Genomic DNA, 12790 nt, shown 5'->3' on the forward strand with positions numbered 1-12790 from the left:
ATATATAATGAGTATAGTAATAATGGTTGGCCAGTTGCTACTGGGACTTGCGATCCTGGTAATTCTGCATGAACTTGGTCACTTTTTAGCCGCACGAGCTTTTGGTATTAAGGTTGAAAAGTTTTACCTATTTTTTGATGCATGGAATTTTAGCCTGTTTAAATTCACTTACAAAGGTATTGAATACGGTGTAGGCTGGCTACCGTTAGGTGGTTATGTGAAGATTGCCGGTATGATTGATGAATCGATGGATACCGATCAATTACAAGGGCCTCCGCAGCCCTGGGAGTTTCGCTCAAAACCGGCATGGCAACGTTTAATAGTAATGTTAGCCGGAATTTTTGTAAATATTATTGTATGTATTTTCATATTTTGGATGCTGACCCTTAAATATGGCGAAACCTATACCCCCGTTAAAAATGCGCATTATGGTATTGTGCCGGGAAAGGTTGGCATGAAAATGGGACTTGAACCAGGCGACCAGATTTATGCGGTTAATGGTGTACCTATTAAACGCTTTGAAGATATAATCAGTCCAAATGTGTTATTAAATCAATCGATACTTGATGTATTACGCGGCAATCAGCATTTACAATTTACTGTTCCGAAAGGGATATTAAATGATTTGTCGGATGATGGCACCGATCTATTTGTAAACCATGACCCGCGAAGCCATTTTATGGTAGACTCGGTAGTTGTAGGCGGCAATGCCCAGAAAGCAGGATTGAAAAAAGGCGATAGCATATTAGCCGTTAACAACAACCCGGTACCGTTTTTTGATCAGTTACAATCACAATTATTATCGAATAAAAACAAGTCGGTACAGTTATCGGTAAAACGTAACGGCGTGCTGCTTCAGCTTAATTCAAACATAACCGCGGAAGGTACAATAGGTATTGTGGCTAAGAGAGACCTGCCAAAGCAAGACACCTTAAAATTTGGCTTTTTAGGCTCGTTGCCTGTTGGTGTAATTAAAGCGTGGAGTACTTTTAGTGATAATGCCAAAGGCTTAGGCAAAATATTTACCGGCGATGTTAAAATTAACAAAGGTTTAGGCGGCCCGGTAAAGATAGCAACCATGTTTGGCGGCCAGATTGATTGGGGGCATTTCTGGAGCCTTGTAGGTGTACTCTCGATGGTATTAGCAATAACTAACCTGTTGCCTATACCTGCACTTGATGGAGGTCACTCCCTATTCCTATTAATAGAAATGATTAAAGGCAAACCATTAAGCGATAAATTTTTAGAACGGGCACAATTAGTTGGCTTTGTTTTATTGATCACTTTAATGGTATTTGTTTTTGGTAACGATATATTTAAGTTGATTATGAAGCACTAATAAGTGCCAAGGTTAATTACTTACAAAAACAAAAAGCGTTTAATGATTAATCATTAAACGCTTTTTGTTTTGATACAGTTATTACTTATTCTATCGTTTCGTTGCCAGCTTCGGTAGCGAACAAAGGCGGAGTTTTTTTAACACAGGCGGCTATAATAAGGCTTATAACAGTGTAAAAGGCAATTCCAGAACCTAATCCAACAAGTTCATTAAATATTGATGGTTCCAGTTTAGCTATAAATTCGCCATCGGTGTACATTTTGGTGCTATCATCTATTTGCGTTTGGTCCATGCCAAACTTTTCTAATCGTTGTGACATGGTATCGGCCAAAGCATCATTTATCCTTTGCGGCAACGTTGGATTTAACTTCATAATTATAAAATTAAGTACCAAGCCTATCACTACAAGGCAAACACTCATAATAAAAAGGCTTAGGAATGCCTGGCCAAAACTCCAAAAGCCACCAATTCTTTTTCTTATATCTATCGCTAATATTACTAATAGCGCAATAACTATCACCAGGGATAGTATAGGCACTACAAAATTGGTGTATTGTATAACCGGATTAATAAAAAAGAATATTATCGTAAATAAGGCAGAAATTCCGCCTATAATGAGGCCATTTCTGAAAGAAAGGTTGTAAAGTAATTGCTTCATAGATAAGTTTCCATTTATGATTAGTTTGTGTTGAATAAAATTAAGAAATATTATTCAACACAAACTAACAAATGGAAACTCGTATTTAGATTATTCCACTGTTTTTTCGACCAAAATAGTCCGCTCTTTTTTAAAGACAGCAGATAACATTACCGCTAAAACGAAGGTTATCAAAATATTTTCAGGAATACTTTCAACAATTGCCCATTGACCATTGTCGACTTGTACACTAAAATTCTTTTTTTCGAAAGCTAAATCCTGGGTGATTTGCGCCGGAGGCATTCCGTCAAGTTTGTCTTTCAGCATTCTGGATTCCACCATAACCGCACCTATCTTTTGAACCATATTCGGCTCCACCAGCTTAACAAATAAAATATCGCGCCCTATGGTAAGCATTATATATGTGGTGAACAACATAATAAATATGGCTGTAACCGCTTGCCTGAAAGACCAATAGCCCCCAATGCTTTTCCTGATATTAAGTGTAAATAGGATGATAGTAATAAGTGGGATTACAATGGTAAGAATAAACGAACCTGGCAGTATTAATAATGGATGCGATTCAACAGTACCTGTCATGTAATAAAACGACAGGATGTTTACAACCACAACAATACAACCTAAAAACAGCCCCTTAATAAGTCCTTTCTTTTTTACGTCGGAACCAACACCCCCTAATTTTATAGCCATGTGCTTAGTTAAACGCAATTAATATTTCTAATACCGCCATATCAAACTCAGGGTTTGGCGCGCTTTCGGCTACTGCTGCATATTCGTCGTCGGAGAAATCAGAATTTGAGAAGAAACACATCATCGGATAAAACAATTCTTTTACTTCCGAATCATCAGGCAAACTCTCTGCCATACGGGCAATTTCATCAACCGGGCTTTCAATTAATATCTGGTTAGCTATTACTGGTTCATAGATACGGTATTCGTCTTGAAACTCATCCTCATCAACCAGTAAAAACTCTTTTAAATAATCTTCTAATCCCGGTTCAATATCTTCGTCTTCACATTCGTTTAAATACAGCAGCAGGTTTAATAATTCAGTACCCCTGTCTAAAGTATCTTCTTCGATGGCTTCCCATTCCGGAGAATCCAGGTAATCTTCTTCCAGTTTTTTAACATCCTGGCTAAAGAAGTTGATCATCAGCATATCAAAGAATACTTCGCGCAGTTCTTCAATTTCTGAATTATCATCAAATACAGCATCCAGCAGGTCAACTTTGCTTAGGAAATCTTCTTCAGAAGAAAATACTTCGAAAAAAGTATCGCTAAGCGCTACGGCTTCAAAGTCGGTATATTCAGCGAAGGCGCCAAGGGCAGCTTCGATCGCGGTTTTAATTTTCGGGTCGATCATGATCGTTATGATTTAAATAGGTGATTGTTATTACAAACTAACAGTACTTTACCCTTTAAGTTCTGCCCGATGAAAGGAGAATTATGGGATTTAGACTGATTATTTTGTTTGGTATACTGCCATTCCTCATTAGGATCAAGCAAGGCAAGGTTAGCTTTTTTTCCTTCGATGATGATGGATGCTTCTACGTTTAATATTTCGCGGGGCTTCACGGCCATTTTTTGGACGATCAGGTCCAGATCAAGACCGGCTTTTAGTACTGTTGAAAATGCCGTTTGCAAAGTAATATTGCCATATTCAGCTACTTCAAACTCTACATCTTTGAACTCCACTTCGTGCGGGGTATGTTGTGTGACAATGGCATCGATAGTGCCATCTTTTAAGCCAGCTATTAGCGCCTCAACATCCGATTGGGTACGTAGTGGTGGCTTTACTTTATATTGGCTGTCGAAGCCCGCTAAGGCTTCATCTGTCAACAATAAATGATGCGCGGCAACATCACAGGTTACTTTAAGTCCTTTTTTCTTGGCATCCCTGATCAGTTCAACCGAACGTGTGGTTGAAATGGTGCTGAAATGTATTTTTGATTCGGTGTATTCGGCCAGGTAAAGATCACGGGCGATCATCAATTCCTCGGCAAGCGATGGGATACCTTTCATACCTAATAGCGTACTCATTTCGCCTTCGTGTACTTTTGCTTTTCCGGCGATGGCGGTATCTTCAGGATATGACATGATCAAGGCGCCGAAGCCCTTCGTATAAAGCAGGGAGCGTTCCATTAAGCCGGCATCCTGTACCGGGCGGTTGCCATCGGTAAAGGCTTTAGCGCCGCTCAGGAACATGTCGTACATCTCGGCCATGTCCTTACCATCTCGTTTGTGCGAGATAGCACCCAGCGGATAAACATCAACAAGATTGTTTTTCGCGCGGTTAAGCAGATATTCAACCTCCGCTTTCGAATGTACAGGCGGTTGGGTATTGGGCATTAAAGCGATGCCGGTAAAACCACCGGATGCAGCTGCTTTTGTACCAGATTGTAAATCCTCTTTAGTTTCCAGCCCAAGTTCGCCAATGTTACAGTTCAAATCAAAGAAACCGGGCGATACAAACTTCCCGGTGCCATCAACAACTTCGGCCTTGGCATTTACTTTGGGCGCAATGAGTGTGATGTAGCCGTCTTCAACAAGAATGTCGACAACTTTTTGATGAAATGAAGAGTTTGGATCGATTACAGTGGCGGATTTGATAAGCAAATTCATTTGCGCTGCGTTATGGGTGGATTTATTTTGCTACTCTTTAGCTCGCGAAATCACTTGTTTATCAGGCTTATAGCACCTAACCAACAATATTTCAACGGCTAAAAATATCAAAGCCAAAATTATACAAAGTTTCCATAATTGTAAGCCTATATTTATATCAGTGACCGCATTTTTTAATGAGGCCGTACCAGCCTGCAAAATTGAACCCGATTTCGGCAGGATTTTAGTTAGATCAGCGGGTGTTAAATAGGTAAGATCGGATTCGCTGCGGCTATCATTAAAAGCTAATACAGCTACCGTGCTATCCTGCTTTTGCAGGTTGTAGGTGCCGGTTTGCTGTACTTCATCGGATAGATAAAGCAGGGTGCTCCCCTCCTGCTGCCTAACATCAGGAATAATGCTGATGCTATCTTTAACTAACTTCAACAGTTGTTTTTCTCCTGTTTGAATGGGTGGCACTTCAATGGCTTCGCTTTGACCGATGGTATAAAACAGTGGCAGATCGTGGCCGCTTAATAAAGCGATCCTAAACATCACCGGTAAAAACAGTGCATGGCGTTGCAGGTTGCTGAAATCATCATTCAATGCTACCGCCGAAACGTAAACTTTGCCCTTTCCGCTTGAGCTTTCCGTTAAAAATGGACTGTTACCCGGCAGAGCCATCAGATTTTGACTATTGTTTGATGATACTAACTGGTAGTATTTTTTTACGATGGGCAGATCCGGATTTTGTGGGTAATTGTCGAAGATATTTTTGAATACCTGGCTTTGCAGGTTGATGTTTGAAACTTTAATCGCTTCTGTTTGCAATTTATTGGGATAAGGCGCATTCATGGGCTGTAGTAAAGCCTGATAAGTGTTGATGTCTGCATCAGCAGAGGGAAATACTACGAGCGAACCGCCTTTTGCTACGTAAGATTTTAGTTGTTGTGCCAAGCCTGCTGAAATGGATTTAATATCACTTAAAACGATGAATGGGTAACGGCTTAATCCCGCGTAATCTACGTTACCGGCGGGAACGTCTTTCACATCAAAAAACTTATCGGCTGCAAATACAGCTTTTAAATAGGCGTTTGCTGTACCATCGTCAACCAATAAAACTGGCATTTGCTGTTTTACATTAAAGCTGAAGTAGAAATCGTTATCAAAGGTGACCGGGTTATCCTGCAAAGTAACCTTACCTTGTTGCCAACCTGCTTGTAAACCGGAGAACGACAAGGTATCATTTTGGGCCGATCTTGGATTTACAGTATAACTGCCCAAAGCTTTTTGCTCTTTATTGATGAGCACTTTGAGCGGAATCTTCTCCGCCTTTGCATCTGCATAATTATGCAGGCGGACCACTAATTTTTCACTTTCGCCGGGGCGATGAATGGCGCTTAATAGCCAAACCGAATCAACCGCCACATTGGGTAATTTACTGGCTTTAAGCTGTACAAAATTGATCCGTGCGCCAGTATCGGTTTTAAGTGCTTGTATAGGTGATATATTCTTTTGAAAATCAGAGATCACGTAAATAGATTTAACCGCATTAGCCTGCATGCCCAACAAGCTTTGCTGGCGGTTGATGATCTGTTGCAGGTTCCTGCTCTGCGGGCTTATTTTTACTGCATCAACCGCATCGTTAAATTCATCGCGACTTAGTAAACGCTGGTGCTTACCTTCAAAGTCCTGGGTAAGCAACTGAAAGCGGTCATTTATACCGTAGGCAGAGGCAATTTCTTTAGCTTTCTGTTTAGCCTGATCCAACAGTGAACCTTCGCTATTGAGGGTTTGCATGGAGTAGGAATTATCTACAAAAATGCTGACTGCCTGCTGTGTGTTGGCGTTGATGGCATGGCCGTTATTGATATATGGGCGGGCAAATGCCAGTACCAGAAAAGTTAGGGCTAATAAACGTGCTGCCAGTATCAGGCGTTCTTTAAGGTTACGGCGAGAGGATTGCTGCTCATTTATCTGTTTCAGGAACTGTACGTTACTGAAGTATACCTTTTGATACTTGCGGAAATTAAATAAATGGATGAGTACCGGGATAGCGAGTGAAACTAATGCAAATAAAAAAGCCGGGTACAGAAAGTGCATATTTTGATGTGCAGATGTGCTTATATGCAAATGTGCAGAATTTTGTCTGAATTTGTCGGAACCTTGATTAATGGATTTAAGGATTTCTTTATTGTCATTCTGAGGAACGAAGAATCTGTACTGGTGTAAACTACTTTACAGATTCTTCGCTGTTGCTCAGAATGACAAATGGAATTAATATACTCGAAGCATGGGGGCAGGCCTTTACGCTTATGCTTCGAGTGCCTCAGCATGACAGCCCACGTTGTTACCTCTATTCCTCTTCTTCCCTCTTCGTTACAAAAAACTTATCATTGAAATTCACCAAAAACAATTCTTTAGTGGCACGGGTGCAGGCGGTGTAGAACCAGCGGAGGAAATCTTTGTTTACCATTTCGTCGGTTAGGTATCCCTGATCTACAAACACGGCATCCCATTGGCCGCCCTGGGCTTTGTGGCAGGTAATGGCGTAGGCGAATTTTATTTGCAGGGCATTATAGTATGGGTTTAGCTTTAGCTCTTCGTGCTTTTGGCGTTTATTGGTTATGTGGTCGTAATCCTTCATCACCTCTAAATAAAAACGCTTTTGCTCGGTTGACGGCAAGGCAGGCGCTTCGGAATACAGGGTATCCAGCATTATTTTGCAATCCATTACCGGATCTTCGGCATAATCGGTGAACTCTAACTGCACATCCGCGAAGCGAAAACCATAAATCTCCTCAAACTTGCGCACTTTACGTATGCGGGCTATATCGCCATTGGCTATAAAACCGGTACTGCCCTCCTCTTTATCCTGCAGCCAGAAGTAATTGTTTTTTACTATCATTATCTGGTCGCCGCCGGTGAGTTCTTCCTCGCGCCATAAAATTCGGCCACGGATCTGACGATTATACAGGTTGGCGTTTTTATTGGAACGGCATATGATTAGCGTATTTTCATCGCCATATTTATTATAAGAGTAGTTTAAGCCTTCTTCCAGTTTTTCGCTGCTCATGCGAAAAACATCCTTGAAACCTTTGGTAACTATTTGCGGGTAATTGTCTTTTTGCTTACGGATAATATCGCGCACATTCGTAACATTAAATAATATACCCGAATCCTTTTGTTGGCGTAATACATCCGTCAACTCATACCCGAATACCTTTAAGCCAAATTGCGCTTTCATCAACCTTGCATCCAGGGCAGGGCTTTCTTCCGAACCCACGGGCGGCAGCTGGGCGGTATCACCTACCAGCATCAGTTTGCAGTTCTTTTCGTTATAAACATACTTAACCAGATCGTGCAACAGGGTTTCGCGGTTGTTGCCGCTGATCTCATCGGAAATCATGGATGCCTCATCAATAATAAACAACGTATCGGTAGCCATGTTGTCGTTGATGGAAAAGGATTCGTCCACATTTAGCGCCGATTTTTTACGGTAGATGCGTTTGTGTATGGTAAATGCTTTACGGCCCGAATAGCTGGTAATTACTTTAGCCGCACGACCCGTTGGCGCTAATAGCACTGATTTCATACTGTAACTGCGCAGGGCCTTTACCAATGCGCCTACGATGGTTGTTTTGCCCGTCCCGGCGTACCCGCGCAAAATAAAACATTCTTCGCCGTGGTCGCTAGTTAGAAAGGTGTGCAGCTTAGCAAATAACTCCAGTTGTTGGGGAGTTGGCTCGTGGGGAAATGCTTGGCGAATTTGATCGGACACGGAGTAAAGTTAAGGAAAATCTAACTCACCCCGACTAAGCTGCGCTGGTCGCCCCTCTCTTCGCCTGCGGCGGAAAGAGGGTAAAAAAATGCGTTGGTGTAATTCGATTAAATTCGTTGGATTAGTGTTCCTAAAAAATATTACTTTTGTTCAAACAGGATGAGTAACCACATTTATAACTACCGCGATACAAATTTGAGCCTTTATCAGGTTAACAGCAATTACAGTTTGTTGCTACAAATTTACCCTGCAACGTTTTCATACGCTGTTGTTTACCAGAACAAGCTGATGGCCTGGGCCGAGGATTGTGATATAAAATTGCTTACTGAACCGGGTGATGCCCACGATCTTTTAAGTTTCGATTATAAAAAAGTTGCAGCAGGAGTACATCCAACAGGTTTTACTTTAATACCCAATGCTTTATTTAGTGATGATAAGCTGGCTGATTTCGCCCGCTATCTTGATGTAAAACCCAATGAAAAAGTTTTAGCCCAGCCTTTGGATGACGATAACTACGTAGTTTTTAAGGTTGACGGTAAAGTTGCGGCAGCGGCTGAAAAGTTCGGAACCGACAATATTGTGTTTGTGAATAAAGGTTGGATCACTGCCATTGCTAACAATCTTCAGGACAATAATCTGTATTTAAATATTGATAAAAATCAGGTTGATATATTATATTTTGCCAACGGTAAAATACGTTTTTACAACTGTTTTGAATTTACCAATCCCGATGAACTTGTTTACTATACGTCGTTAGTTGCACAGGAACTGCAATTGCAACCTAAAAGCCTGATTTTGCAAGTAAGCGGCGATTGTAATGTTGATGACAAGAACCTTACCCGTCTTGCTGATTTTTTTAACGGTGTTGAACAGAATGAATTGGAGGTGATTGAACATCCATCTACAATTTTCCCTCACCAATTACTGGTCCTTGCTGCTTTGTCACTATGCGTATCATCGGAGGTATATTAAAAGGTTTACGCCTTAACCCGCCAACAAACCTGCCTGTACGCCCCACTACCGACCTGGCAAAAGAGGCATTATTTAATATCCTGCTTAATAAAATTGAGTTTGAGGACATCAAAGTGCTCGACCTGTTTAGCGGCACCGGCAATATTTCGTTGGAATTTGCATCCCGTGGTGCAAGTGAGGTGGTATCGGTTGATAGAAGCGTGCAATGCATTCACTATTTAAACGATACATCGCGCCAGCACAAGCTTACCCAGATAAAAACTTTCAAGGCTGATGTTTTAAAATACCTGCAAATAGAAACCGAGCAATACGACGTTATTTTTGCCGACCCTCCTTACGATCTTAACCAGATACCCGAAATACCCAAGATCATTTTCGAGAAAAACCTGTTGCTATCGGGAGGATTGCTGATTGTAGAGCATCAGTCATTACAAAATTTGAGCAACCATCCGGCGTTTGTTGAGCAGCGTAAATACGGGCATTCGTCGTTCTCGTTTTTTGAATCAGCATAATTCTAACAAGCATAAAATTGTGTTATTTTAAGTCTTTTTTGTGGCGAAAAGGGTCATTTTTTAATGGATTTTAAGTGTTTTTATGTCTAAAAACGCACTTTTTTCGTGATTTTAGATGCTAAAAATGATTTAAAAACTGCCTTTTTAATGCTTTTAAGGCCGAAAAAGAGGTAAAAAGTGTACCATTTGTACCACTTGTTCCACTTGTATCATGGTACACCAGCTGTAAATAATTTGATATATACCATTATATTTGTGACAACAAGCGCAAGCATAATCTATGAAAATCGCACTTTTCCCCGGTTCGTTTGATCCGGTTACCAAGGCCCACGTTGATATTGTAAAACGATCTATCGGCTTGTTCGATAAGGTATATATCGGTATTGGTGTTAACAGCTCTAAAGCGGGCTTTTTGAGTGTAGAGACACGCGAAAAAATGCTGCGCGCGGTATTTGAGCATGAACCAAAGATCCATGTGATCGCTTATGAAGGTTTAACAGTAAGTTTTTGCCAGAGCATTGGCGCTACCTATATGATCCGGGGTATACGTACCGTATCGGATTTTGAATACGAAAAAGCCATCGCCCAAATGAACCACGCTTTAGTACCCGATATTGAGAGTATCTTTATTGTGAGCAAACCGGGCTATTCATCCATCAGCTCCACCATTGTACGCGAAATTATGCGCCACAACGGCGATGTAGCCCAGTTTATTCCGAAAGAAGCGCTGGCTTATCTTTAATCAGATCTTCCTTTACCAATACATCTAAAATAGATGGAAAAGTATTCTGCACTATCGCGTCAATATGGTTTGGTTTAAACCAGCGTACATCGGTAATTCCCTCTTCAATCTGCGGGGTTAATTTTTCTTTACCCTTGTAGGTCATATCGTACCAATGGGTTTTCTTTAAAACCACCTCGCCTTTGCTGATGTAAGAATGGTAAGTCTTACATATTTTAGCGCCAAGCCTGCTCACTTTAATACCACACTCCTCTTCTACTTCGCGCACAGCAGCAACTCTGGTCTTTTCATCTTTCTCAATTTTGCCTTTTGGCAGGTCCCATTTGTCGTTACGGTAAATAAATAAATATTCGCCTTTATGGCTCTTAACCAAACCGCCAGCTGCTTCAATAAGCGTGATGCCGGCAATAATATTCTTCATAAAAAGCTTGGCATCGGTACAAATTATATAGAAATTTTTGTTGTGATGAGCCAGTATCCAGGTGTAAATTATTTTCAAATCAAACATCTGAGCATCAATCTTTTCATAGCTATCTGCCTTTTTAGGTTCAGATTCTGTTAATAGAATAACTTTTTCGTTAATATAAATTCTGTATTTTTGAGCCATATGTTTAACTATAGTGAGGCCGAACAACAAGTGGCCGAGTTTCTGCTGCAAATTAAAGCAATTAAATTACAACCTAATAATCCATTTACATGGGCTTCGGGTTGGAAATCGCCTATTTATTGCGATAACCGTATTACGTTATCGCACCCAACTGCGCGTACTTATATACGCCAGCAATTAACACAATTAATTCAGGAAAAATTTGGCGCCGTTGGCTGCATAGCAGGTGTTGCTACCGCGGGCATACCCCAAGGTGTATTAGTAGCTCAGGAATTAGGGCTGCCATTTATATACGTTCGTTCAAAACCAAAAGAACACGGTCGTGGTAATATGATCGAGGGTGATGTGCTTACAGGCAAAAGGGTTGTGGTGATTGAGGATCTGATCTCTACCGGCAAAAGCAGCTTACAAGCTGTTGAGGCCTTACGCGAAGCCGGTTATGATGTAGCCGGACTTGCCGCTATATTTACTTATGAGTTTGATATCGCTACTGAAAACTTCAACGAGGCTAAATGTCCGTTTGTAACGTTATCAAACTATAGCGCCTTAATTAAATACGCCGAGCAAAATCAGTATATAACACCTGATGATGCATTGTTGCTTAAACAATGGCGCGAAGCCCCATCAGTTTGGGGCCAATAAAATTCCCTCATGATCTATGAAGAATTTCGAAAGCACTACCACTATAAATAAATCTGCCGAAGCTATTTTTACTTTTTTGGCAGATATGAATAATCATGAACAGTTGATGCCTAAGGATGATATATCTGACTGGGCCTCGACTGTTGATGAAGCGAGCTTCAATATCAGGAATATGATAAAGCTGTCATTAAAAATTGATGAGCGTATCCCTGCCAGCGAAATAAGAATAATTCCTGCTGAAAAGCCTCCTTTTGAAATGGAATTGAAGTGGACTTTAACCCCGGTTGAAAACGGCACCCAAGTTTTATTTGTTATTGCTGCCGACCTGAATATGATGATGAAGATGGTTGCATCGGGCCCTTTACAAAAATTGGCCGATGATGAAACGGCCAATCTGTTTAACTTATTAAACTAATATATAATTAGTAAGTTCCTTTTCGTTCTTTGATGTTGTGCCTAATTATCATACATACGTTGATGACAATTAAGAATGCTATTAATATGCCCATTTTTATTTTCCTTTCGACTTTTATTTAAAAACCTTTACTGTAAATCAACCTCTATTAAATATTAAGTCAAAGTTTATTCCAAAACGCTAAAAAGAATCAATTAGTGGCTAATAATGGTTTATTTGACATTTATAATACTTTTACGCATTATAAATGAGGATGTTGCTCTACAATAAAAATAAATCAGGGAAAATTGAGGAATGATTCTCCGTATCGTCATTGCGATCGGAGTATGGCAATCCCAAAAGCCATGTCATTGCGGGACTGCGCAGAACCTGCGCGGCGAAGCAAACTCGTCACGTTGATTTGCTTGCGACGGGTTTGTTTATAATAAGCTACTATTGCACTTGTAATAAATTGATATCGGAACCATAATAATTATACTTCGATTGATCTCCAATAACAGGTATATTATTGAATGTAAAAG

Annotated in this window: 13 protein-coding genes; 6 read left to right on the forward strand and 7 right to left on the reverse strand. The window is 40.5% G+C overall.

Annotation, left to right across the window (positions count from 1 at the left end; all coding sequences use genetic code 11):
• The first annotated feature begins 7 nt into the window (after positions 1-7).
• Positions 8-1339 carry an RIP metalloprotease RseP gene (gene rseP, locus GSQ74_RS11340; RefSeq protein ID WP_158993299.1) on the forward strand — a complete coding sequence of 444 codons (1332 nt, stop codon included), beginning with the start codon at positions 8-10 and terminating at the stop codon, positions 1337-1339.
• Between the two features lie 85 nt (positions 1340-1424).
• Here rseP and GSQ74_RS11345 read toward each other — a convergent pair whose 3' ends face one another.
• The 6 genes from GSQ74_RS11345 to GSQ74_RS11370 all read right to left on the reverse strand — a co-directional run bounded on the left by GSQ74_RS11345 (position 1425) and on the right by GSQ74_RS11370 (position 8379).
• A complete protein-coding gene (locus GSQ74_RS11345) occupies positions 1425-1997 on the reverse strand; it encodes a DUF4199 domain-containing protein (protein ID WP_158993301.1) in 573 nt (190 codons plus the stop codon).
• 90 nt (positions 1998-2087) lie between these two features.
• The gene (locus tag GSQ74_RS11350) at positions 2088-2687 is read right to left on the reverse strand and encodes a DUF4199 domain-containing protein (protein ID WP_158993303.1); all 600 of its coding nucleotides are present in this window, start codon (positions 2685-2687) and stop codon (positions 2088-2090) included.
• A gap of 4 nt (positions 2688-2691) precedes the next feature.
• Complete coding sequence (locus GSQ74_RS11355) at positions 2692-3360, reverse strand: hypothetical protein (RefSeq protein ID WP_158993305.1); 669 nt, start codon at positions 3358-3360, stop codon at positions 2692-2694.
• 5 nt (positions 3361-3365) lie between these two features.
• A complete protein-coding gene (locus tag GSQ74_RS11360; protein WP_158993307.1) occupies positions 3366-4619 on the reverse strand; it encodes a dihydroorotase family protein in 1254 nt (417 codons plus the stop codon).
• Between the two features lie 30 nt (positions 4620-4649).
• Positions 4650-6701: a BatA domain-containing protein gene (locus GSQ74_RS11365; RefSeq protein WP_158993309.1), complete on the reverse strand. Its 2052-nt coding sequence runs from the start codon at positions 6699-6701 to the stop codon at positions 4650-4652.
• A 253-nt stretch (positions 6702-6954) separates the two neighbouring features.
• Positions 6955-8379, reverse strand: coding sequence for an ATP-dependent RecD-like DNA helicase (locus tag GSQ74_RS11370; protein WP_158993311.1), 1425 nt, complete (start codon positions 8377-8379; stop codon positions 6955-6957).
• Between the two features lie 159 nt (positions 8380-8538).
• Between GSQ74_RS11370 and GSQ74_RS11375 the strand changes: the two genes are divergently transcribed.
• The 3 genes from GSQ74_RS11375 (at position 8539) to coaD (ending at position 10605) form a co-directional block, all read left to right on the forward strand.
• A complete protein-coding gene (locus GSQ74_RS11375) occupies positions 8539-9351 on the forward strand; it encodes a DUF3822 family protein (protein ID WP_158993313.1) in 813 nt (270 codons plus the stop codon).
• Positions 9327-9863 carry an RsmD family RNA methyltransferase gene (locus GSQ74_RS11380; RefSeq protein WP_158993315.1) on the forward strand — a complete coding sequence of 179 codons (537 nt, stop codon included), beginning with the start codon at positions 9327-9329 and terminating at the stop codon, positions 9861-9863. The genes GSQ74_RS11375 and GSQ74_RS11380 overlap by 25 nt, the downstream gene beginning before the upstream one ends.
• A 280-nt stretch (positions 9864-10143) precedes the next feature.
• The gene (gene coaD / locus GSQ74_RS11385) at positions 10144-10605 is read left to right on the forward strand and encodes a pantetheine-phosphate adenylyltransferase (RefSeq protein WP_158993317.1); all 462 of its coding nucleotides are present in this window, start codon (positions 10144-10146) and stop codon (positions 10603-10605) included.
• Here coaD and GSQ74_RS11390 read toward each other — a convergent pair.
• Positions 10574-11212 (reverse strand): NUDIX hydrolase, encoded by a 639-nt coding sequence (locus tag GSQ74_RS11390; RefSeq protein WP_158993319.1) that lies wholly within the window; start codon positions 11210-11212, stop codon positions 10574-10576. The genes coaD and GSQ74_RS11390 overlap by 32 nt on opposite strands.
• Here GSQ74_RS11390 and pyrE point away from each other — a divergent pair, their 5' ends adjacent.
• Positions 11213-11854 carry an orotate phosphoribosyltransferase gene (pyrE, locus tag GSQ74_RS11395; RefSeq protein ID WP_158993321.1) on the forward strand — a complete coding sequence of 214 codons (642 nt, stop codon included), beginning with the start codon at positions 11213-11215 and terminating at the stop codon, positions 11852-11854.
• A 16-nt stretch (positions 11855-11870) separates the two neighbouring features.
• Positions 11871-12269, forward strand: a complete 399-nt coding sequence (locus tag GSQ74_RS11400) for an SRPBCC family protein (protein ID WP_158993323.1) — start codon at positions 11871-11873, stop codon at positions 12267-12269.
• The last annotated feature ends 521 nt before the right edge of the window (positions 12270-12790 follow it).

This window comes from Mucilaginibacter sp. L196 (genome assembly GCF_009765905.1).
Lineage (GTDB): Bacteria > Bacteroidota > Bacteroidia > Sphingobacteriales > Sphingobacteriaceae > Mucilaginibacter.